Source organism: Flagellimonas rhodophyticola, assembly GCF_049332665.1.
In the GTDB taxonomy this organism is placed as follows: domain Bacteria; phylum Bacteroidota; class Bacteroidia; order Flavobacteriales; family Flavobacteriaceae; genus Flagellimonas.
The window spans coordinates 1952325-1977118 of the sequence record NZ_CP186326.1 but is presented as its reverse complement, the minus strand read 5'-3'; the positions used below and the strand labels follow the sequence as shown (position 1 = coordinate 1977118).

17 protein-coding genes are annotated in these 24794 nt (G+C 39.1%); 9 read left to right on the top strand and 8 right to left on the bottom strand.

The annotated features are described in order from the left end of the window. Window positions 1-240: 240 nt before the first annotated feature. The 3 genes from yidC to ACOKFG_RS08905 all read right to left on the bottom strand — a co-directional run bounded on the left by yidC (window position 241) and on the right by ACOKFG_RS08905 (window position 4106). Window positions 241-2115, bottom strand: coding sequence for a membrane protein insertase YidC (gene yidC, locus ACOKFG_RS08915; RefSeq protein ID WP_299172086.1), 1875 nt, complete (start codon window positions 2113-2115; stop codon window positions 241-243). 66 nt (window positions 2116-2181) lie between these two features. Beyond that, window positions 2182-3816, bottom strand: coding sequence for a CTP synthase (locus ACOKFG_RS08910; protein WP_299172085.1), 1635 nt, complete (start codon window positions 3814-3816; stop codon window positions 2182-2184). A 53-nt stretch (window positions 3817-3869) separates the two neighbouring features. Continuing rightward, window positions 3870-4106 carry a DUF3820 family protein gene (locus ACOKFG_RS08905; protein ID WP_298793576.1) on the bottom strand — a complete coding sequence of 79 codons (237 nt, stop codon included), beginning with the start codon at window positions 4104-4106 and terminating at the stop codon, window positions 3870-3872. Window positions 4107-4150: 44 nt separating this feature from the next. Here ACOKFG_RS08905 and ACOKFG_RS08900 point away from each other — a divergent pair, with 44 nt between their 5' ends. The 3 genes from ACOKFG_RS08900 to ACOKFG_RS08890 are packed head-to-tail and all read left to right on the top strand — an operon-like array spanning window position 4151 to window position 6915. Further along, entirely contained in the window at window positions 4151-5011 is an 861-nt protein-coding gene (locus tag ACOKFG_RS08900; RefSeq protein ID WP_299172084.1) for a TIM barrel protein, read from the top strand. Window positions 5012-5021: 10 nt separating this feature from the next. Then, complete coding sequence (locus tag ACOKFG_RS08895) at window positions 5022-6581, top strand: M81 family metallopeptidase (protein ID WP_299172082.1); 1560 nt, start codon at window positions 5022-5024, stop codon at window positions 6579-6581. A gap of 37 nt (window positions 6582-6618) precedes the next feature. Next, window positions 6619-6915 carry a putative quinol monooxygenase gene (locus ACOKFG_RS08890; protein WP_299484729.1) on the top strand — a complete coding sequence of 99 codons (297 nt, stop codon included), beginning with the start codon at window positions 6619-6621 and terminating at the stop codon, window positions 6913-6915. A 3-nt stretch (window positions 6916-6918) separates the two neighbouring features. Here ACOKFG_RS08890 and ACOKFG_RS08885 read toward each other — a convergent pair whose 3' ends face one another. Genes ACOKFG_RS08885 through guaA form a run of 4 tightly spaced genes read right to left on the bottom strand, consistent with a single transcriptional unit; the run spans window position 6919 to window position 11501 of the window. Beyond that, a complete protein-coding gene (locus ACOKFG_RS08885; protein WP_299484726.1) occupies window positions 6919-7455 on the bottom strand; it encodes a DUF922 domain-containing protein in 537 nt (178 codons plus the stop codon). Then, window positions 7443-7847, bottom strand: a complete 405-nt coding sequence (locus ACOKFG_RS08880; RefSeq protein ID WP_299484724.1) for an OsmC family protein — start codon at window positions 7845-7847, stop codon at window positions 7443-7445. The genes ACOKFG_RS08885 and ACOKFG_RS08880 overlap by 13 nt, the downstream gene beginning before the upstream one ends. Continuing rightward, a complete protein-coding gene (locus ACOKFG_RS08875; RefSeq protein WP_422861093.1) occupies window positions 7837-9972 on the bottom strand; it encodes a LysM peptidoglycan-binding domain-containing protein in 2136 nt (711 codons plus the stop codon). Before ACOKFG_RS08875 ends, ACOKFG_RS08880 begins: the two co-directional genes overlap by 11 nt. Beyond that, complete coding sequence (gene guaA / locus ACOKFG_RS08870) at window positions 9969-11501, bottom strand: glutamine-hydrolyzing GMP synthase (protein WP_422861092.1); 1533 nt, start codon at window positions 11499-11501, stop codon at window positions 9969-9971. The genes ACOKFG_RS08875 and guaA overlap by 4 nt, the downstream gene beginning before the upstream one ends. A gap of 200 nt (window positions 11502-11701) precedes the next feature. Here guaA and pgmB point away from each other — a divergent pair, with 200 nt between their 5' ends. From pgmB to ACOKFG_RS08845, 5 genes are all read left to right on the top strand, one after another. Beyond that, on the top strand, window positions 11702-12364 hold the full coding sequence (gene pgmB, locus ACOKFG_RS08865) for a beta-phosphoglucomutase (RefSeq protein WP_422861091.1): 663 nt from the start codon (window positions 11702-11704) through the stop codon (window positions 12362-12364). Window positions 12365-12426: 62 nt separating this feature from the next. Continuing rightward, entirely contained in the window at window positions 12427-14271 is a 1845-nt protein-coding gene (locus ACOKFG_RS08860) for a tetratricopeptide repeat protein (RefSeq protein ID WP_422861090.1), read from the top strand. Between the two features lie 236 nt (window positions 14272-14507). After that, entirely contained in the window at window positions 14508-16409 is a 1902-nt protein-coding gene (locus ACOKFG_RS08855) for a thiol-activated cytolysin family protein (protein WP_299484716.1), read from the top strand. A gap of 110 nt (window positions 16410-16519) precedes the next feature. Then, window positions 16520-18379 (top strand): tetratricopeptide repeat protein, encoded by a 1860-nt coding sequence (locus ACOKFG_RS08850; RefSeq protein WP_298793565.1) that lies wholly within the window; start codon window positions 16520-16522, stop codon window positions 18377-18379. Window positions 18380-18604: 225 nt separating this feature from the next. After that, complete coding sequence (locus ACOKFG_RS08845; protein ID WP_298793564.1) at window positions 18605-20290, top strand: hypothetical protein; 1686 nt, start codon at window positions 18605-18607, stop codon at window positions 20288-20290. Window positions 20291-20535: 245 nt separating this feature from the next. On the opposite strand, the gene bshC is transcribed toward ACOKFG_RS08845, so the two are convergent. Next, on the bottom strand, window positions 20536-22137 hold the full coding sequence (gene bshC / locus ACOKFG_RS08840; protein ID WP_298793563.1) for a bacillithiol biosynthesis cysteine-adding enzyme BshC: 1602 nt from the start codon (window positions 22135-22137) through the stop codon (window positions 20536-20538). 152 nt (window positions 22138-22289) lie between these two features. Here bshC and ACOKFG_RS08835 point away from each other — a divergent pair, with 152 nt between their 5' ends. Further along, window positions 22290-24764, top strand: a complete 2475-nt coding sequence (locus tag ACOKFG_RS08835) for a M14 family metallopeptidase (protein ID WP_298793562.1) — start codon at window positions 22290-22292, stop codon at window positions 24762-24764. Window positions 24765-24794 lie beyond the last annotated feature (30 nt).

Genomic DNA, 24794 nt, shown 5'->3' with positions numbered 1-24794 from the left:
AAACAACTCCCTTAATATTAATTAAGGGAGTTCCTTTATCTATAAGGGTTTACCGTTTATCGATGTCACATCAAAAGTGGTCTCTTTACCATACAAAAAAGGGGGCTTTGACAACTATTAATTTTTTTGGGCAGATTTATGTGGCATATTTGAAGTCCCAAATCTTTCCAAACTACACCTATCAATGGTGAAAGCTCCCCCACATTTCATGGGGGAGTTTTTGTCTTTTAGGAATCAGGTTTATCTTCTACCAGTCTTTTTTTGTTCCTCGGCTTGTTCCATCATCTCACGCATTTTCTTTTGGAACTTATTCTCCTTTTTAGGCTTTTTCTTGTTCTCTTGAATCTGTGCATGAATTTTATCCTCGTTCAAAATGTATTTTTTGATGGCCAACATGATAAAGATGGTAATCAAATTGGAAATGAAATAATACAAACTCAATCCACTGGCATAGTTGTTAAAGAAGAACAACATCATCAATGGAGAAAGGTACATGATGAATTTCATATTGGGCATACCAGGCTGTTGTTGCATCTGCATGGTCTGTCCTGTAGTCAAAGTCATATAAAAGAAAATGGCTACAGATGCCAAAATTGGAAATAAACTTACATGGTCTCCATAAAATGGAATTGAAAATGGAAGATTGAAAATAGTATCATAAGATGATAAATCTTCCGCCCATAAAAACGATTTCTGACGCAAAGCAAAAGAGGTTGGGAAGAACATAAAGAGCGCATAGAAAATAGGTAACTGCATCAAAGCCGGCACACATCCACTCATTGGACTCACCCCAGCTTTACCATACAACTTCATGGTCTCCTGCTGTTTCTTCATGGCATTGTCCTTATACTTTTCGTTAATCTCTGTAATCTCTGGCTTTAAAACTTTCATTTTAGCTTGAGACAAGTATGATTTATACGTAACAGGTGAAAGTGCCAATCGAACCAAAATGGTCATTACAACAATAGCGATACCGAAAGGTAAGAAGGAACTCAAGAAACTATAGAATGGTGTAAACACGTATCTATTGATCCAGCCGAAGATTCCCCATCCAAAATATATAGTGTCCTCCAGTTTATACTCCTCATATTGACTTAATACTTTGATATCTGTAGGGCCATAATACCAATTCAGGCTCTCGGAAAACTCCCCTCCTTCTAGTGATAGCGGAATAGAAGCACCGAAGTTCTTGGTAAAAGCGATATCCTTATTTTCTTCCTCGACCAAATTTTCAGAACGAAGGTCGGCGGTTTTAAAGTTCTTTTTAGTTGCCAAAATCGAAGTGAAGAAATGCTGTTTATATGAAAGCCAACGCACATCTGTTTCGGTTTCTTCATCCTCACTGGAAGAAGCGGACAGATAATCTATTTTCCCATCTTCATAATTGTACATGACCTCTGTGTAACGGTTTTCATACTGTACACTTTTGTCATGGCGAATACCTTTTAAGTTCCATTGTAAATCAATAGGTCGACTTGAATTGACAATCCCATTCAACCCTTGTGAACGAACATTAAAATCCACCAAATACTCATCAGGTTTCATTTCATATCGATACTCCAAAAAACGATTGTTATCGACTTTTGCTTTCATAGAAAGCACTTGATTATCACCACTCTTGGTAAGCGATGGTTCAAAAAACAATTCTTTGGTATTGAGGACCCTATTGTCTGAAGTTGAAAAATTAATGCCAAAATTAGCATTCGCATCCTTTATAAGATAAACAGGTATAGAGTCATAGGTGACAAAATTCTTCATTCTTGCTTCAACGATCTGTCCTCCTTTATTGGCCACTTCCAGATAGAGTACTTCGTTCTCCAATACTGTTGTTCCTTCAGATGCCGTAGTAAAACCAAATGCCCCAACTGAACTTTTATATTCAGCAACAGCAACCGAATCTTGCAAATTGACTGGAGTAGGTGTATTATTTTCTTCAACTACCTGTTCTACCTTCACCTCTGCCGCTTTGGCCTCGGCTTCAATCTTAGCTTGTTCAGCCTTTTGGGCCTCCAATTCTTCTGGGGTGGGTTGATTTTGGTAAAACATAAAAACTAGTATTCCAAAAATCAATACAAATCCTATAATGGAATTGATATCCAGCTTCTTTTCTTCCATGAAAGTTATTTAGTGAAAATCTTTATCTGCTTTTTCAGGTGGCAAATATATGTCCAAAACCGCAGTTTATGCCAAACTGGCATTAGTTTGTTGCTGTTTTTGCGCTAAAACTGCCTTTACAAAACCAACAAACAATGGATGAGGATTAGCCACAGTGCTGCGATATTCTGGGTGGTATTGTACACCAACAAACCATGGGTGTGATGGAATCTCTATCACTTCGACCAATCCCGTTTTCGGATTCAGACCTGTTGCAACCAAACCAGCTTCTTCCATTTGGTCTTTGTATTCGTTATTAAACTCAAAACGATGTCTATGACGTTCCGAAATTTCAGTATCTCCGTATGCTTCGTGGACCAAAGTATCTTCCTTCAGGGTACAATCCCAAGCACCAAGACGCATAGTGCCTCCCAAGTCAGTGACCAATTTCTGTTCTTCCATTAAGGAAATTACAGGATGCGTTGTGCTTCCGTCCATTTCGGTACTATTCGCGCCATCCAAGCCCAAAACATTTCTTGCAAATTCGATAACCGCCATTTGCATTCCCAAACAAATTCCTAAGAAAGGAATATGGTTTTCGCGGGCATATTGAACTGCCTTTATCTTTCCTTCAATACCGCGTTCACCAAAACCAGGGGCTACCAGTACTCCATCCAAACCCATTAATTTTTGGGCAATGTTATCAGCGGATAAATGTTCAGAATGAATGGAACGCACCTCAACCTTCACCTCGTTTGCCGCTCCGGCATGTATAAAGGATTCTAAAATGGATTTATAGGAATCTTGAAGCTCAACATACTTTCCTATTAAACCAATGGTAACTTGGTGTTTTGGATTCTTATGTTTATTCAAGAACTGATTCCATTGCTCAAGATTGGGCTCTGAATCGCTTGGAAGGGCCAACTTTTCAAGGGCCACCTTGTCCAAACCTTCTTGCTGCATCAACACAGGAACGTCATAAATCGTGGATGCATCTATGGATTGAATAACTGCTTCTTGTCTTACATTACAGAAAAGTGCCAGCTTTTTCTTGATATCATCGGAAATTTCATGCTCTGTTCGACATACCAAAATATCTGCCTTTATTCCACTCTCCATCAAAGTCTTAACAGAGTGTTGAGTTGGCTTTGTTTTCAATTCACCAGCAGCTGAAAGAAATGGAACCAAAGTCAAGTGAACAACTATACCATTATTATCGCCCAATTCCCAAAGCAATTGTCTAACAGCCTCAATGTACGGTAGTGATTCAATATCACCTACGGTTCCTCCAATCTCAGTGATTACAATATCATAATCACCACTTTTTCCTAAAATCTGGACTCGTTGTTTGATTTCATTGGTAATATGTGGCACAACCTGTACCGTCTTACCCAGAAATTCTCCTTTTCGTTCCTTTTCAATAACACTTTGGTAGATTCTACCTGTAGTTACATTGTTCGCCTGCGAGGTTCTAACGTTAAGGAATCGTTCGTAATGTCCTAAATCCAAATCGGTCTCAGCGCCATCATGGGTCACGTAGCATTCACCGTGCTCATATGGATTTAAAGTTCCGGGATCTACATTGATATATGGATCTAGTTTCTGTATGGTGGTTCGGTATCCTCTGGCTTGAAGTAATTTGGCCAAAGAAGCTGCTATAATTCCTTTTCCTAAGGAAGAAGTAACTCCGCCCGTAACGAAAATGTACTTTGTCTGTGACATATTTGGGATTTCAATACGGGGTGTAAAGGTACAAATTGCAACCGGAAACTGGATTATTCCCGTGGAAATTCTTTTCGGATTTTTCGAATTAAAGGCTCTAGCCCATTATCCTTGATATCCAAAATAGTGGTAAGGTGTTCCCCTAGTTTTCCCTTTGGCCATCCCTTCTGCCTGAACCACACTAAATAAGCCAAAGGCAAATCGACCAAATAGCGGTCTTTATATTTACCAAATGGCATTTTATAATGTGCCAGTTCAAGTAATTTTTCTTTATCGGGTCGAATTTCCATTTGTATTTCTAAAATACTATCTTTCTAGGGATATACACCTCAACATGAAGAGAAGAAATTTCATTGCCACGGCCACCATCGGTTCCGCAGGTATGGTAACCAGCTCATCCTTAGCACAAAGTCAATTGTACAAAGATTTTAAGTTGAAGAACAATGTCAACCATAGTGTATGCCAATGGTGTTTTGATCATTTGCCTTTGGAAGAGTTTCTTAAGGTATTAAATGGATTGGGAATTAAAGCCATTGATTTAATCGGTCCCAAAGATTGGCCTTTACTTAAAAAATATGACATCCATTGCTCCATGTGCAATGGGGCGGAAATAAGCTTGACAGAGGGATGGAATGATCCAAAATATCATGCACAGCTTATTGAAAATTACACCAATATTATACCTCAAGTGGCCGAAGCTGGCTATACCAATCTTATATGTTTTAGTGGCAATCGAAGAGGAATCAACGACTATGTTGGACTTCAAAATTGTGTGGATGGACTTTCCAAAATTATGCCACTGGCAGAAAAGCACGGTGTTGTAATTCAGATGGAATTGTTCAATCAAGTGAACCATCCTGACTATATGTGTGATAGTTCCCTTTGGGGGGTGGAACTTTGTAAACGTTTGGGGAGCGACAACTTTAAATTACTTTTCGACATTTACCACATGCAAATCCAAGAGGGCGATATCATTCGAAGTATTCAAAACTACCATCCTTACTTTGGACATTATCACACCGCAGGTGTCCCTGGCCGAAATGAAATTGATGAAACCCAAGAGCTGTATTATCCAGCCATCATGAAAGCTATCTTAGAAACCGGATACATAGGCTACGTAGCTCAGGAATTTATTGCCACTTGGGACGATAAAATTGCTGCTCTCAAAGATGCCTTCACAAGGTGTGATGTATAATAAGAATCCCATGAAAAAACTTCTGCAATGTGCACTCTTGATGCTGCTTATGGCATCTTGTAACACTAACAATCCAAGTAATAAGCTTCCTAAAATCGCTATTGCAGGCATTGCCATAGAATCGAGCACCTTTTCTCCAGCAAAATCGCATATTGAAGCCTTTCATCCCATGACAGGGGAAAAAATTCTGGACATGTATCCGTTTTTCCATTTGGATTCACTCAATCGGAATCGGGCCGAATGGATTCCAACGCTAAGAGGAAGGTCACTTCCCGGAGGTATTGTAACTCGCAAAGCTTATGAGTCCATGGTTGTAAAAACCCTTGGAATGTTGGAGAAAGATGCTCCTTTTGATGGTTTGTTCTTAGATATCCATGGTGCCATGAGCGTAGAGGGGCTTGATGATCCGGAAGGGGATTTTATTGAGAGAATCAGGAAAGTAATCGGTAATGAAACCCTTATTTCAACTTCCATGGACCTTCATGGAAATGTCTCCAAGCGGTTGGCAAAACATTCAGATTTAATTACCTGTTATCGCATGGCCCCTCATGAAGATGCCCTGGAATCTAAAAAAAGAGCCGTGGATAATCTTTTGGACAGAATTGAAAATGGCAAAGGGAAACCAGCATATAAAGCATGGGTTCCAATACCAATTTTGTTACCAGGTGAAAAAACAAGCACCCGAATTGAGCCAGGAAAAAGTTTGTATGGGCAAGTAGCACCTTTAACGGAACAGGAAGGGGTAATTGATGCCGCCATTTGGATTGGTTATGCCTGGGCGGATGAACCGCGGAACCATGCTGTGGTCATGGCGACGGGTGATAACAAAAAGGAGGTAATTCAAGCTGCTGAACAATTGGCTTCCAATTTTTGGGAAGCCCGAAACCAATTTGAGTTTGTAGCTCCGACTGCTTCTTTAAAAGAGAGTCTGGATATGGCCATAGCGAGTGACACTATACCTTTCATCATCAGCGATATGGGTGACAACCCTACAGCCGGGGGTGCTGGAGATGTTACCTGGACTTTGGAAAAAATACTGGAGCGACCAGAATTTCAATCGGAAGAAGGTCCTTCTCTAATTTATGCGTCAATTCCTGGACCGAAATTCGTTGAGCAAGCAGTTGAAATTGGGATTGGTGGCAAAATATCAGCCCCAGCAGGCGCAGCAGTCGACAACCGATACTCCCCACCTATTGAATTATCAGGAACTATTACCGCAATAGTACATGGCGATAAACATGCAGAAACTGAAGTGGTCGTTAAAATCGGTAGTATTAGCGTCATTGTCACAAAAAAGAGAAAGCCCTATCACCAAGAAATGGATTTCACAAGGCTCGACCTAAACCCGAGGACCACTGATCTCGTAGTAGTTAAAATCGGATACTTAGTACCCGAACTTTATGATATGCGGGGTGATTGGATTATGGCTTTGACACCAGGAGGTGTTGATCAAGATTTGGAACGATTGGAATACAAAAGAATTAAAAGACCTATGTTTCCTTTTGACAAGGATATGAAGGACCCTGATTTAACCGCTCGTTTAATTCCCGCTTCAGATTCCAATCAGTAGACACTCCCAAATTAATAATCGAAATAAAGACTTGAACATGTCCAATCAAAAATTAACCATCGTTGCCCAAATTTTGGCCAAGGAAGAACATCGCGCATTGGTAAAAAGTGAGCTTCTAAAATTAATTAATGTCACCAAAGCTGAAGAAGGATGTATCGACTATGACCTTTATCAGGATAACGAAAACCCTAACTTGTTTCTATTTTATGAAAATTGGGAGAGCCGTGAGCTATGGCAGAAACACATGGAAAGTCAACATGTCACTATGTGCACAAAAGCCACAGAAGACGCGGTGGAAAATGTAATCTTAAATGAAATGACCGGTATTGGATAAAAGTTAATCTGAACCCGTTGCCAATGCTTCGGCAATCTTTTTATTCCACTCTAACTGCTTGGCTGCATTTCGAGAGAAATTGGTTTCCCAGTCATATTGACTTTGGAATTCCTTCAGCTCAGTTAGTATTTCTTTATAAATCTTGCGGATTTCAGCTTTTACATTATCCGAAAAGGAAGTTCGATTCAGTTTATCTCGCATTTTGCGGGCAAACAATTCGGTGATGTCAAAATGCAAGCGTTCATGACTTAAAATCAAATCATCGCAAAGTTCTGGTTTATACCATGATTCATTTGGATAGAAGAAGGCATTTACTTCAAAATCCAGTTCCACTTCGTGATGAATCAAATTGGCAGAATATCTATAACTGATGCCGCTCGCCGTGGTCGCGGCAGGAACAGATGCTGGAGGAACTTTTCCTTTGAAATCTGTCCAATTAAGCTTCATATCAGCACTCCATAAAACACCTTCCTCAATTTCTTGGGCAAATCCAAAGAAACCAAAAAGCAAAAAGCATCCTATGAAAGTTATCTTATCCAATGAAATTCAATGACTTTTTCAACGTCCGGGTGCAAAGAGTAATGCACTGGACAAGTATTAGCGGTATTCTCCAATATCTTTCTGTGCTTATCAGATATATTGGATGGTAATTCCATTTTGACCTCAATTTTTGATATACGTCTTGGATTGGCAGCCATATGTTTGGTCACTTCCGAAGTTGACCCTGATAAATCCACTTCTAAATCTCTAGCCTTGATCCCCATCATAGTCATCATACAACTTGCCAAACCCGTTGCTACAGTATCGGTAGGGGAAAACGCCTGTCCCAAACCATTGTTATCAACAGGAGCATCTGTAATAAACTCATTGCCCGATCTAAGATGTTCGCACGTAGTTCTTAATTCGCCGGTATAGGTAACTTTAGAGGTCATTTAATTTTATTTCTTTAATTCGAAGGTTATCGTATTCCATCAGATAGGCTGCTTTATTGTAATATCCAGATGACCAGTCATTGAAGTAATCAAAACTGTTCCCTGTATATTCCGTCAAGCCTATAATCTTGGAAGTTTCAAACAGATTGTTCTTGTGCGCCAACTTCAGTAAAATATCAAAAGTCACGTCAAAACCACGTACGGCATAGCGGTCAGGCTTTAATCCCTTATAACGCTTTCTATATGCCCTGATAAAAGTATCGTTACCCGATTCCCTGTAAAAGGATGGGTACGCAAATCTTAACTTGGATAGGTGGGTCACCTGAACAGCATCATTTTCAAAAGCGCTACTATAGTTTGTGGTGAACATTCGAACAGAAATTTCCTCGGTTATAGCTGAATTCAAAATTGAACTAACACTAGAAACCATATTCGCCTGATCCGTTTCTACAAAAACCCAGTTTTCTTTATCTTCAGATAGTTGGATTAGAAATTCATCCAAATGCAATGATTTATTATCAATGATTTTAGCAATTTGAGCTGAAGGAAATTTCGATAAAATGGAATCATGAGCCACTTGGTGTGTGGAGTCAGCAATAATCACCACATTCTGATCTGTATGGATTTTTTGCATGTAAGACAACATCTTATCCCTTAAGACTGTCTCCGTGGGCACCGTGTAAAATACATTACCATGACTTAGAGGCCTTTCAGAAGCAACAGGTGCGATAACAGGTATATTGTTGGTGGCTGCTTGAACAGCAACCTCGTCTAAAGCAGTTCCGGAAATGGGTCCTATAATGGCATTAACACCGATTAAGCTCTCCCTGAACAATATTTCCTTTACTTTGGCTTGATTCAGTTCAGTATCAAAGGTTTTTACATTGACAGACAGGCCCATTTTTTTAATTGAATCCAAGGCGACCATCGCTCCTGAATAAAAACCAAGACTTAAACTAAGGTCTCTTCGGGTCTTAATCTGGGTAGAAGTCTTCTTCCTGTCGTTCATATTTATGCGGTCCAATCGAAATGGAAGCATAAAAACCAAGCTTGGATTGTTTTCTACATTGATACTGTCAATAAGGTTTATTTTATCGAGTATCAAGGCATTTTTAACTTCAAGGTTCTCAGCATTTGCTTTGGGAAGCTTTAGCACCATTCCTGCCTTGAGCCCATTTTCCAAATCAGGATTTAATCGATACAATTCCTGGCTTGAAACTTTAAGGTTTTGGGTAAGTCTGAAAATATTCTGTTTGGGCTTAACCTCATAAAAGATGAAATTTTCGGTATTGACCTCCCCTGTTGTATCCCTTTTCTTAGGTAGACGGAGTACCATTCCTTCTTTCAGTCCTCCACGCTCCATAATCTCTGGATTCAGCTTCACAATGGAATCCGACGGAATACCATATTCTTTCCCAAGGCTATACAGCGTTTGTTTGGGCGGAACAGTGAAAGAAGTATAAAGATCAACTTGCTGGTCCTTCAAACTATCTCCTTTGGGTCTGGGCAATTTTAATTCTTGGCCTACTGCAAGATAATTGGAATTCTTCTCAAGGTCAGGATTCAATACCAACATGCTATCTATAGTAATCCCGTATTTATGGGCGATACTCCACCTGGTTTCTTTGGGAAGTACGGTGTAGGTTTCAAAATCCAGCTCGCGTTCGTCTTCCTCGGTACGTTCAGGGTACTTTGGAATTTGTAGCACCATTCCTTTTTTTAAAGGCTCTGCATATAATTGGCGGTTATAGCGCTTCAGTTGTTCCTCAGTGATTTTGTACTTCTGGGTCAGCCCAAAAAGTGTTTCCCTTTTTCTTACCCGATGTCTGCTAAAACCTGTCGGCTTATCCTCTTCTTGTATTTCTTCTTGTATGGGTTTTTCTTCTTGTTTTACCACTGAGCCATCCAGTGGGATAATCAAAATGGTATTTACCTTGACATCGTTTGCTGTCTTGATTTCACTATTGGATTGTAAAATAGTATAAGGGGTAACTCGATATTGACGTGAGATGCTTTGAAGAGTCTCTCCTTCTTTGACCACATGGGTAGTCTTGTTTTGGGCCAAAACATCAACTGTTGCCATTAAAAAAACAACCAAACCGAGTGCTAAAATACTTTTTTTCATTCCCATTCTATAGTTGCAGGTGGCTTAGAACTAATGTCATACACTACTCTATTAACGCCTTTGACCTTATTTATTATATCATTAGAGGTTTTTTGTAAAAATTCGTAGGGTAAATTCACCCAATCCGCTGTCATCCCATCTGTACTTTCTACTGCCCTCAGTGCTACACATTTTTCGTAGGTACGTTCATCACCCATAACCCCTACACTATTTACGGGCAAAAGCATGGCTCCGGCCTGCCAAACCTTATCATAAAGTCCCCATTTTTTCAATCCATCAATAAAAATAGCATCGACGTCCTGTAAAATAGACACCTTTTCCGCAGTAATGTCACCTAAAATACGAATTCCAAGACCAGGACCCGGAAATGGGTGTCTGCCCAATATGTTTGCATCCATACCTAAGTTTTTACCAACCCGTCTCACCTCATCCTTGAACAAAAGTTGTAAGGGCTCTACAATTTTCAGTTTCATATAATCTGGTAAGCCTCCCACATTATGATGGCTTTTTATGACTGCGGATGGTCCTCCACTTGCCGAAACCGACTCAATTCTGTCCGGATAAATGGTGCCTTGCGCCAACCATTTGGCGTTTTCAACCTTATGAGACTCATCATCAAAAACTTCAATAAAAACCCTTCCTATAATCTTCCGTTTTGTTTCCGGGTCCGATTCTCCCTTCAGGGCTTCCAAAAAGCGTGCCGAAGCATCCACTCCCTTTACATTCAAACCCATATGCTGATACTGGTCAAGAACGCTATCGTATTCATTCTTGCGTAGTAATCCGTTGTTCACAAATATGCAATGTAAATGAGGGCCGATGGCCTTGTGCAATAACATCGCTGCCACACTGGAGTCTACCCCACCGGAAAGTCCGAGAATTACCTTTTCATCCTCAATTTGTTTTTTGAGTTCTGTAACTGTTGTTTCTATGAAGGCATCCGGAGTCCAATCTTGGTTCAATCCTGCAATTTTCACCAAAAAGTTTTCTAGCAATTGTTTCCCGTCTTTGGTATGGTATACTTCTGGATGGAATTGAATGCCATACGTCTGCTCTCCATCGATACGAAAAGCCGCGTTTTCAACATCGTGAGTGCTGGCCAAATGCACTGCACCTTCTGGCAATTGTTTTATGGTATCACTGTGACTCATCCATACTTGACTTCCTTCGGACAAACCATCCAAAAAAACTTCGCCATCCTTTGCATAAGATAAATTGGCACGTCCGTACTCTCGGGTTGCGGAAGGAGCAACACTCCCACCATTAAAATGAGACAAATATTGTGCTCCATAACAAATACCTAGCAAAGGTTTTTTGCCTTTTATTTCCGAAAGATCCGGGTGTGGAGCATCCTCCGCACGCACGGAAAAGGGCGAACCGGATAAAATCACTGCCTTATAGGACGATAAATCCTCTGGAGGGTTGTTATAGGGTTTAATTTCTGAGTAAATATTGAGTTCCCTTACGCGTCGTGCAATCAACTGGGTGTACTGGGAACCGAAGTCTAGGATAAGTACGTTGTTTTGCATGGGCAAAAATAGCAATTTGCAACTGTTGGAAAAGTATCTTTCTGAGGATATTTACACAACTTATTTAAGGATTTATCAACATTCCATTCCCGTACTCATTTTCGCTCCATTTCGTAACCCAAATGATAAGAATATAATGCTAAGTAGTTTTTTTCTTAACATTTTTCATCATTTCTTTGCGGTCCAAAATATGGTTAGCTATGATAAAGGGATTCATCTTTGATTTGGATGGTGTAATTACAGACACCGCAGCATCGCATTATGATGCCTGGAAAAAATTGTCCGACGAAATGGGCTGGGCTTTTGACCATACAGTCAATAACAAGCTCCGAGGTATATCTAGAATGGATTCCATACAAGTCATCATGGACCATAACAATGCTTCATTGGATGAAGCAATAATTATTGAACTTGCAGCTAAGAAAAATGAAATCTATGTGGCAAGTCTGGAAACTATGACTCCAGAAGACTATTTGCCAGGGGCCAAAGAACTTTTGACCCACTTACGGACAGAAGGGTTTAGCGTTGCTTTGGGCAGTGCCAGTAAAAATGCAATAAAAGTGCTGCAACAATTGAATGCAACGGCCTATTTTGATGTTATCGGGGATGGAAATAGTGTTTCCAAAAGTAAGCCCGAGCCAGATATTTTTCTATACGGTTCGGAAAAAATGGGCCTTCAACCCGATGAGTGTATTGTTTTCGAGGATGCCGAAAGTGGTGTGGATGCTGCCAAAGCCGGTGGGTTTTATAGTGTAGGAATTGGTCCCGAAGAACGAATAGGTCATGCTGATTTGAGATTTGATACCATGGCAGAGGCAACCTTGTTTGAAGTCAAAGCATATTTCAAAGAACTTTTTGGTTAAACATTTCGCTTTCAATCTGTTATTTTTTATTGGCTATTTTTAAGGAGGTAAAATCAACCTCAATGAAAACCCTATTCAAATTATGCTTGCTTTTAGGCATTTTCCTTTTTTCCAATCTTAACGCTCAGGAAAATCAAGAAAAAATTGACAGTATCCTTGAGGTCATAAACGAAACAACAATTGACACCATAAAGGCAAGGAATTATTTGGAGCTATCCAATCTTACTATGTACAATAGCCAAACAGCAACGATTGGATACATAGAAAAGGCTGCCGCTATTTACAAGAAATCAAATAACGATAAAGGAGTTGCCAAACTTTATGCTCAAAAAGCAAATTATTATTATAGGCTTGGAGAAATAGATTCAGCTAGGCATTACCTTGTAAGTTCTGTGGACAAATCCTTCTTTATGGGGGACACCCTGAGAGGTGCGGTCATTCGACACAATATTGGAATCCTTGATCACTACCAAGGAAATGCCGAAAGTGCAAAGGCTATAATGGATTTAAATATCCCAATATTTAAAAGCTTTGGTGATACGCTCCACTTAGGTAACGCATTTTTACTGAAAGGTAAAATTGGCATTACCGATGGTTTCTTCAATATAGCATTGAAAGAAACCTACAATGCCCTCAAAATGCACAAGGAAATTAACGATGATTTTAGAATAGCAGAAGATTTATTACAAATTGGAATAATCTATCAGGGAACAGGTGAAAACAAAAAAGCAGTCGACATTTTTAACGAAAGTATTGCGTATTATAAAAGAGTGGATAGCGATCAAAGTATTGCTCAAGCATTAAATTATATGGCAGATTCAAAAATCAAGTTATCGTTATTTGAATCTGCTAGAAAAGATATAGAGGATGCCCTGACCCTTTCAAAAAAATTGGAATATACATCCAATATTGCAAGAACTTATTACAATAAGGGAGTACTTGGATATGTCACTGGAAATTATCACTCAGCTGTTGACAATCTTGAATCGAGTTTGGAAATATGGGAAAAGATTGGCTCCCCAAACAATGAAGCCAATGCTCTATTTTATTTAGGACGTTGTTACTTAGAGAAGAAGGAAGCTTCAAAAGCAATAGGTTTTTTTGATTCAAGTATTGAAATAGCTAAGACAATTAAAGACCCTGAGGTTTTAAACAAGGTATATTTAGAAAAATCAGTTGCACTAGAAGCTTTACAAAAACATGAAGAAGCTTTAACCTATTTCAAGAGAAACAAAGCAATTAGCGACTCCATCTTTACCCTCAGTCGCGAAAAGGCTACTTTAGAGCTAAAAACCATCTATGAAACTGAAAAAAAGGAGCAAGAAATTGCACTTTTAGAACAAAAGGCAGAAATAAACAATCTACAAAAATTACTCCTGGGAGTCTGTCTAGGATTGTCGTTCTTAATTTTTGGGCTTGGCTACTATGCACTGCGCCAAAAAATGAAACGCAACAAACTGGAAAAAGAAAAGTTAGATACCGAGCTTACGTTTAAAAAGAAAGAACTCACAACGCATGCATTGCATTTGGCAAAAAAGAACGAAGTTTTAGAACATATAAAACAAAAGGTCAAGGAGTTAAAAATCAGCGAAAACAAGCAAAGCTATCAACAATTGGTACAGACTATCAACTTTGATCAACAGGATGACAAAAATTGGGAAAACTTTACCCAATACTTTGAGCAGGTCCATAAAGACTTTGCCTCCAATGCGAAATCCAAATATCCAGATGTTACCAAAAACGAACTTCGCTTTATGGCTTTGTTAAAGATGAACATGTCCTCCAAAGAGATTGCCACCATTCTAAATATCTCTACTGATGGTATCAAAAAAGCACGGCAACGTCTTCGAAAAAAGATGAATCTTGCATCTGAAGATTCACTGGAAAATGCTGTTTTAGCAATTTAAAATCCTTCACAAAAACTCTCAAAACTCCTATTTTTATTGGTCTTATGGCACGTACCCCCTTTGTACCCCCTCTAAATTTTTAAGACCAAAATCGCTATTCTATGTTTGTCCTATCATCGGAATTCTATATGAATCCTGATAACCGTTTTGTGGTCTTGCTCGGCTAAGGGCTGCAGACCATTTTCCCGAGCGGGTCACACAAAACAATCAAGTTTAACCCACAAAACCAAAACGTGATGAAAACAACATGTAAAGAATTGAACAAGGTTTTAATTGTGCTACTTCTACTAGCTTCCGTTGCTTGTAGTAAGGATGATAACACTCCGGGTGAAAACCCAGAGCCAGAAGTTCTAACTTTTGCCGAAGTTATAGCACTAGGTAACGAACCCGCACCTTATCCGGAAGGACCCACCGAAGAAGTAATTGAAGACCATGGGACTGAAAATGAAACGTATCAATATACGGATAGCGAAGGCAACATAATCAACGACTTCTTTGTATGTAGCAGAAAGACAATCAGTATTCTTGATGGAAACCCTGAATTTCCATTATTTAATACAAATGCCGAGGTTATATATCCCGGTAACCTTTTACAGGGAAAGACCGTCTCCAATGCAACTCCTTCACCAATTGTAGTCAAAAGAGGTGGTGGAACCATCTCCTATAATCTGAATATTGGGGACGGAGATGAAAGTAACCGAATAGAATCCAGCTTTACGGTGGACGAAGTAAAAAGAAGTACAATTCAAGAAGCCATGAACGCAATCATTGGCGATGGAACTGGTCTGGTACCTGATAGTTTCGTTTTGGATATAGAACAAGTAGAGTCTGAAAGTCAATTGGCCATTGAAATGGGGCTTGATGTAAATACTTTTACTACCAGAGTATCGGCAGATATGTCATTCAGCACTGACAAGCAGTATAACCGAACTTTGGTAAAGCTCCAACAATCTTTTTATACGATGATTTTTGACCTGCCCACAAGCCTTGAAGAATTTTTTGATGAGACGGTTACACCGGAACAGCTGGCTATATATGTTCAAGAAGACAACCCCGCAACATTTATATCATCGGTCACTTATGGTAGGATTTTTTATATGCTTGTAGAATCCACGTCAAGTCGAGAGGAAATGGATACCAAACTGGATCTTGCATACGGGGCCTTTGAAGATAATGCTTCAGCGCAAGTAGACGTCAATGCATTTAACGAACTATCAGATGTTAAAATAAAGGTAATCGCCTATGGAGGAACCAGTTCTGCCCGTTTAGCAGGTGAATCCAATATCTCAGACATAGTAAAAAGGCTTGATGAAAGTACAGACATTAGATCAGGTCTACCTCTGTCCTATGTGGTAAGAAGTGTCGAACGTCCAGATATAATTGTGGGCACAACCTTAGCCACTAGCTATGATGTTGTGACATGCGAAAACATTAGCGAAGGGCTACCCATATATACTAATCTAAGAAGCAGTGTTAAAGCTGCCCTTTACGGGGGCATTAACACCCAAACATGGGGTGCAGCTGTCTCTAACCCATCCAACCTTCTATTTGATTCAAATAACTTTTTTATACATATAAATAATAAGGGAGATACGTCACTAGAATTTGGACTCGGAGCGATAGGGCCACCAGCGGAGAGCTACCCTTTCAATGGAATTGGAGCTGCTGCTTTTAGACCCCAAAGTGTAGGTGTCAGTGATGGAATTTACTTTTTTAACCCTTCGGGAGATATGTACTCTGCCTATCTTATAAACTCCTCTAACGGAAGGGGTGTATTCTTGGGTGTTCAGGATATTAGTGCCTTGGGATCGGGGTTGACTTTTGATGCTATAGGAGCGGCAATGGACGTCTCTTTTGGTGGTCGTCAAAGTTTGCTGTGCGTATTTAATGAAGATGGAACCCAATACAGCATACGCGAAGGTGGTGTTTTTAAACCTGCAAGATCAATAAAGGATTTTCAGATCAAAACAAGTGGAGACTCCTTTGAAATACCATTTGAAAGTATAGGCGCTGCAATGCGCGTAGACCTTCCCGCTGCGGAAACCAGAACACTATTAGCACTTTTTGATGAGGCAGGCACGCAATACGTTTTCTTTGATATTGACAATGATGAGTTTATTGGCCCCTTTAATATGTAAACAACCATTTTAAAACAAAAGCCCCGGAATCACCTCGGGGCTTTTTATAAACACCTCTTTTTCAAAAGCTTGGTTTAAAATCCCTATTTTTAGTTGGTAATCCAACCTTCATGAAAACCTCAATCTCCCTCCTTTTTATATTTCTTGGTTTTTCTCTATTTGCTCTTGGGCAGGAAAAACAGAAATTAGATAGTATCTTAAAAGTATACCATTCCCAAACCGCTGGTATTGAAAAAGTAAAGACTTTAGACGAGCTTTTTAAAGTTGAATTCAGCCGAGAAACTTCAGAGAAAGCAATAGGTTATGCAAAAGAACAATTGGACTTATCCAAAAAAATAGATTATACAAAAGGAAAGGCCAATGCTTACCGAAACATAGCCAAATACTTTGGGGCCAGTAGAAATCTTGACTCTACCACCTATTATTCCAAGCTAGCAAAAGCTATTTATGAAGAGTTAAATGATTTAAAAAATCAATATGAAATTCTCTTAAATTGGACTAGGTTGGAAAATCTTGAAGGAAGCTTCGAGAAGGCCTTAAGCCTCTGCGATGAAACCATACAAATAGCGAAAAACTTGGAAAACGGAGAGTTGATTTCCGATGCTTTTTCTCAGAAATCAACCACTTATGTTGATCAAGGCAACTACAAGAAAGCAGTTGAAAATTTATTGTTTTCGCTGAGAGCTTTGGATACTTTAAGTATTCCAAAACCGATGAAATCAGGGATATTAAAAGCGAAGTACGGTAGAATTGAACTTCTTCGAGGTAACTATGATGATGTCCTTCAACCACTTTCCGAAAGCTTGGAAATCTTTAAAGAACAAGATGATAAACGATGGCAGGCAAATGTTTACATGGAGATAGGTTCACTTTTCTTTCATTTGAAAGAGTATGATAAATCCTTAGAAAACTATCATAATAGTTTAGAGGTTAGCTACGCCATGAACAGGGATGATTATGTTGCCGCCAACTTGGGGAACATTGGCGCAGTTTTCATGGAACAGAAAGAATATGATAAGGCTCTGGAATATTTTTTCAACTCAATCAATACTGCAAAAAAAAGAGGATCTGTCAATAATGAAATAATCGGTTATAATGATATCACAAATGCATATCGAGGCAAAAAAGAGTATACAAAAGCCCTGGAGTTTAATGCTAGGTCTATTCATTTAGCCGATTCCGTTGGGTCCTTGGTTTATTTAAAGGATGCTTTCTACAATAGATCTAGGATTCAAGAAAAAATGGGTTTGTATGAAAAGGCTCTTAAGAATAGAAAAAAATTTGAAGAGTTGAAAGATTCCATATTTAATTCAAGTAAATTCAAGCAAATCGAGGAACTTAAAACACAGTACGAAACTGAAAAAAAGGAACAGCAAATCGCTCTTCAAGAAAAAGAAATTACCGTGTTGGAACAACAAGCTGAAATCAGCACCCTTCAAAAAATACTCCTGGGTGGTTTACTGGTATTATCTCTGATTGGATTTTATGGAATCCGCCAAAAACTAAAACGCAACAAACTCGAAAAAGAGAAAGTTGATGCCGAACTCGCCTTTAAAAAGAAAGAACTCACTACGCATGCTTTGCATTTAGCCAAAAAGAACGAAGTCTTGGAAAGTTTAAAACAAAAGGCCCAAGAACTCAAAGAAAATGAGGAGTCCAAAAAGGGATATCAACAACTTATCAGAACCATCAATTTTGATTTGCAGGACGATAACAATTGGGAAAATTTTGCCCGCTACTTTGAAGAAGTTCATAAAGACTTCAACAGTAATGTAAAATCAAAATACCCGGAAGTAACTTCAAACGAACTCCGTTTACTGGCTCTTTTAAAGATGAATCTGTCCTCAAAAGAGATTGCCAATATCTTGAACATATCCCAAGAAGGCATCAAAAAAGCCCGTTATCGACTCCGCAAAAAGTTGGATATTACTACGGAAGACTCTTTACAAGATTTAGTGTTATCCCTTTAAAAACAAGCGTTCTCAAGCCTGTCCACCAATTGTCCCATACATATGTTTAAGGTGTCCACCTGTTGTCCACCTAAGTTTTTTCATTCCTCAAAATCAGCACTTTAGGTTTGTAGTGTCATTAAGTTGACAACCGTTTTGTGGTCTTGCTCGGCTAAGGGCTGCAGACCGTTTCCCGGGCAGGTCACACAAAACAACAATCAAGTTTAACCCGCAAAACAAAAAGTGATGAAAACAACAAATCTAGTATTCAATCGAATTTTTACACTACTCCTGCTTATTACGGTCGTAGCATGCAGCAAAGATGACCCTGGGACAACCATGCCACCTGGACCCAATTCGGAATTGGAAACTACCCAGTCCAATGTTGACACCAATGAATATGAAGTAGATGAGGGGCAATTGGGCCTTAGCATTAGTGCACGAAGTTTAAAACGAAAGGGATACGCTCCAACTAAGGCTATTATTACCATATCCGAAGGAGAAAAAGCAGGTGATTATGATGCCAACATAGGTCAGGATACCTTTTTAGCAAGCTTTTCATTTGAAAATAAAGACCTATCAGAAACGGAAAGGAATGAGCTTGAAGATGGTGTGGCCATGAGTATCACTGTTGAAAATGCTCTTGGTGAAGTCCTAGCTGTATTTACCAGCACTAAAAAGTCTTTCACATCCAGTCCTTCGGAAACTGAGGTAGACGACCCGACCAAAATCGATATCAACCCCATAGTTTTAAACCCAGAAGTAGATTATTACCTGCAAATTTTAGATGCCAGCATTACTTCGGTTTTTGGAGCTCCCTCAGCAACTTTGCGCACATCCACAACTGATCTTGATACTGAAGTTAGGGTGCGTAGAGCTTCAGATTTGGACTATATAAACGATACACAACAGACTATTCCGTTTACCAAATTTAGATTTGAAACTGTAGATGCTGAAAATAATATCTTCAATATTTTTAACCCCAACGGAAGTAAAAAACATTATCTGTACATGGATGCCAACAATAGATTAAACGTGCAATCTGAGGCGAACTATACCACAAATGGTGGCAACACTCCAGATGCTGCTTCACGGACCAACTATCAATTTAAGATTCAAAAAATGGACACGGGCAAATTTTTTATCATTCCGCAGACCACGAATATCCCTTTAATTGCTTCGGCAAGTTTGGCGTCCATAACTTCCCAAACTGTGGAAACTCCCTCACATTTTAGAATTTTAAATTTTGAAATTGACTGGAACTTCGAATCACGTAACACTAGTTTTCTAGCCCCAATACTTCCTCCATCAAAAACTATCGCTGCTTATAATACAGCTCTTAAAAATTGTAGTAGCGGCCCATTGACCGATGAAGTTGGGGTAGTAAAAACTTTGACCAGAACGGACACCTACTCATGGTCTGAATCCATTCAGGTGGCGACTTCCGTGGAAGCGAGTTTGTCCACAACAATTTCTTCTACGGTAGAAACTAGCGTGAATACACAATTTTTTGGAGCCTCCAATTCAACGACAGCCTCTGTAACGGCAGGTTTAAGTGTTGGGCATACCACAACAGAAACCCGAACAGAAACTGCAGAGACCAGCACTTCAGAAACTTTAGAGCTTTCATCTAAAAGAACCATTACTGTTCCGGCTGGTAGAGGAACCGCTGCAGCGGATATTTATCAAGAGTACGAAAACATCCGTGTACCCTATGTCCAAGAATATCGTATTCGTGGGGATTATCAAAATGGGACTGCTTTAAGTGGATTAGAAATTATGTCACAATTCAACTTTAATGGTTTTTCAGGTGTAATAAATGAGATTGGTTCTGACTTTATCGATATAACACTTAGAGGCACTACCGTAATTAGTCATTTAATTTCAAAAGAAATAGTGACCAGAGATATTCCGGACGCCTGTACCAATTAAACATTCAGAGTTAGTTAGGTTAGTTAAAACAAAAGCCCCGGGAACCACTCCGGGGCTTTTAATAAAATCAAAACCAACCTAAACATATGAGTATACCACTCATGTTTGTTGAAAATTTCATAGCAATTTTCATATATAGAACAACTCAGGGATAAGATACCCTACCACATTTCTATCTTTTTTATAAAATCTTATGAAGATGATGGTTACTGAATTGATTTTCAATATATTACGTAAACTAGAATTTAGTACTTCACAACAATAAATTGGTCTGTTAGCGGATTAAGTGCATCCATTAGGGTAGGAATAAGTGTTTCCCCCATTTCCAAATACAATTCTGAAAAGTTCAATTGACGTTCCTGCAATGATTGGTTTGGGAACAACTCATTTTGAATGTCGGTCATGCGCACAACATGGTCTTTTAGTTTTCGCTTTTGGGCTTGTAGCAATCTCTTTTCCAAAGCATCCAGACCTTTCTTCTGTTTTACCTCTTGAGCTTTAACCGCTCCGATAAAAGTTTTGTCCGTTTCCTCGGCCAATTGGTACATAGAACTGAATTGTTCTTCCAAGTGTTTTTTCTGGGTTGAAAAGTCAATATCAATATTGGAGATTTCCCGAATCTTCTTATTGATAAAACTGTTCTGTTTCAAGAACAAATCGGAAATTTTCAAATCTAACTTTTCAACCTTTTTAGCTTGCTTATCAGTTAGTACTAAGGCTGAATTGCGAAGCAGCAACATGGGAAAAGGGACATCTATCGTTTCAAAATACGATTTCAGCTCCAACCAATAGGCCAGTTCCCCTCCTCCTCCAATATAGCAGAGGTTCGGTAAAATGGTTTCTTGGTATAGGGGCCGTGCAATCACATTCGGCGAAAACCGTTCAGGGTGATTTTGGAGTTCACTCTCCAATTCACTTTGTGAAAATTGGATGTCAGTATTGTTTACTTTAAAAATGTCATGCTCTCTAACAATGCGTTCTCGCAATCCATCAGTTAAATAAAAATAGTTAATCTCTCTTGGATTAACCTGAATGGAGTAATCGGATGAAACTTCCTTAAGTACTTCAATCGATGCCGACACTTTGTTATAAGGAATGTGGTCAAAAATGTCCTTTTTCGCATGAGGAACCAATAACGTTTTAAGCTGTGCATCATCTCCATCAACAATCACCAAACCATAAGCACCAAAAAGTTGGTTTGCGAGAAACCTGGTGGCATCTGTCAAATTTTTATGATTCAGATACGCTTGTTGAAAAAGCTCTTTCAACCATTTTGCATTCGAAGAATTGCCCAATTCTGCAGAAAAAGTATTGAAAACTGCTTCCAGACCCTCAGTTTTTAAAGTGCCGACCGCTCCTGATGCATCTCTATTCCATTGTACTTTCTGTCCTTTAAAATTGAAATAGTTGATTTCGTCAAAATCATGGTCTTCCGTGGCCATCCAATACACCGGGACAAAATCATACTTTGGATAAGCTTCTTTCAGTTGTTTTGTCAGGTTGATGGTTGATATTATTTTGTATAGAAAGTATAATGGACCAGTAAACAGATTTAACTGATGACCGGTAACAACAGTAAATGTCTTTTTATCACCCAGAAGTGAAAGATTATTTGCAGTTTCCTCTGAAACCTTGATGGATTGATACTGCTCCTTAAGGGCATTCACCAAAATAGGTCTAAAAGCTTCTGGGAAATGAGATTCCTTTTCTTGAATCTGATTTTTGAAATTCTTTATATCCGGAAATCTGTTGAAAAAAGGCTCAAGGCCCTTTTCTTGGTCAAGATAATCGCAAATAAGTTTGGAAAAATAACCTGTTTCCTTGAACGGTATACAATCTACTTCCATTAAAGTTGAAATATCGGGCTAAAGATAAACCTCTTCTTTTTTTCTAATCCTAAAAATACGTTAATTGCTTTAAGACTATAGTCGATGGTGCTAAAAGTAGCATGATTGTTCATGAATTTATTGTTAGATTTGGACAGACTAATTCTCTCTAAATGACAAGATTTTTACTTTTATCGTCTTTCCTTTTTTCTATTGTATCCACAGCTCAACTTAAATCTCCTTCAGAATTTTTGGGCTACGAACTGGGAACTGAATTCACAAGACACCACGAGGTGGTGGATTACTATGAATACCTTGCCAAAGAAGCTTCTGACCGCGTAAAGCTTACTGTATATGGACAAACCAATGAGCGCAGACCTTTATTATTGGCATATGTATCATCTGCAAATAATATGTCTAACCTTGAGCGTATAAGACAGGAACATTTGAAAGATACCCAAGGTACTGGAAATTCTTCCAAGGCCATTGTATGGTTGAGCTACAACGTTCATGGAAACGAAAGTGTAAGCACTGAAGCCTCCATGCAAACCATATATGAACTATTGACTACCAAAAGCTCTTATCTGGATAATAGCGTAGTCATAATGGACCCATGTATCAACCCTGACGGTCGTGATCGCTATAGCAATTGGTATAACCAATATAAAAACGCACCGCACCAGGTAGACCCGAACAGTAAGGAACACCATGAAGGTTGGTGGAATGGGCGAAGTAACCACTATATGTTCGATTTAAATAGAGATTGGGCATGGCTTACACAAGTTGAAAGCCAACAACGCATTAAAGTGTATAATGAATGGTTACCGCATGTGCATGTAGATTTCCATGAGCAGGGAGTAGATAATCCATACTACTTTGCTCCTGCTGCAGAACCTTACCACGAAGTAATTACAAGCTTTCAACGCGACTTCCAGGTCACTTTAGGGAAAAACCACGCAAAATATTTTGATGCCAACGGCTGGTTTTACTTTACCAAAGAGATTTTTGATCTATTCTATCCCAGTTATGGTGATACCTATCCTACATATAACGGAGCAATTGGCATGACATACGAACAAGGCGGAAGCGGACGTGGAGGTCTTGGTGTTATTACAAAAATTGGAGATACACTGACCCTAAAGGACAGAATAGCCCATCACCATACAACAGGTTTGTCTACGGTGGAAGTATCTGCAAACAACGCTGATAAATTGAATACCGAGTTTCGTAACTTTTATAAAAACAAAAGTTTCAAGTATAAAAACTATGTATTGAATGGAGATGAAGATAAAATCATTGCCTTAAAACAATTATTATCAAAACATAAAATTGAATGGGGAACCCCTGCAAAAGGTTCTGTAAAAGGTTTCAATTATGCTACAGGAGCTAGTGGGACCATGCCAGTATCAGACAACAGTGTTGTGGTATCCACCAACCAATCGAAAGGAACACTTGTAAAAGTCCTGTTTGAACCAAAAGCCAAGTTAAGTGATTCATTGACCTACGATATCACAGCGTGGTCACTGCCATATGCCTATGGATTGAATGCCATTGCTACTCAGTCGGTGATAAACGCAAAAAGTTCTGGAAGTGCCAATGTAGACGACCCTATAGTTCATATCAATTCAGGACCTTCTACTTTCAAGGAAAGTGCCTATGCGCATATTGCTGATTGGAACAGTATGGAAGACGCCCGTTTTCTTGCTGATCTTCTAAAAAATGGTATTAGAGTTCGTAAAACAGATCATCCTTTTACATTGGAAGGGAAATCTTTTAAAAGGGGTAGCTTGATTATTACCAAAGCTGATAACCAAAATAAGGCCGATTTTATTTCGGTACTGAATCAAATCAGAAAGAAGTATCATACCAAGCTCATTTCTGTTGAGACAGGGTTTGTAGACTCGGGAAAAGATTTTGGGTCTTCTTATGTAAAAATGATTACCAAACCTAAAATCGCCATCTTATCCGGAAAACCTACTTCAACACTTCGTTTTGGTGAAATCTGGCACTTTTTTGAGCAACAGTTGAATTATCCCATCACCGTAATTGATAGTGATTATTGGAAGAATGTGGATTTAAACGACTATCAGATTCTCATCCTCCCGGGTGGGAATTATGGAAGCTCCATTTCCGAAGATCAATTGAAAAAATTGAAAGCGTGGGTAAAAAGTGGTGGCAAGCTAGTAGCCATGGGCGGAGCAATCAATGGTATTGATGGGGAAAAAGGATTTGGAATCAAAAAGAAAGAGATGGCCAAGGATACGGCTAAGCCAAAACCTAAACCACATAAAAATACCCAACGAGAGCGTATTAAAAATCTAATTACCGGCGCCATTTTCAAAACAAAAGTGGATAATACCCATCCATTGGCATACGGTTACGGTTCCGATTACTTTAGCCTTAAACTTGGAAGTGCCAGCTACAACTATTTAAAAAGTGGCAATGCGGTCTATTTAGAGAGTACAACCAAACCTGTTTCTGGATTTGCAGGAAGTGAAGCACAAAAAAAGGTCAACAATTCGTTGGTATTCGGTGTTGAATCTTTCGGAAAGGGGCGTGTAGTTTATATGGTTGACAATCCTTTGTTCAGAGGCTTCTGGGAAAATGGAAAACTGTTTTTTGCCAACGCACTTTTTATGGTAGACTAACCATTGTAAACACCCTGCTTTTGACTTAAA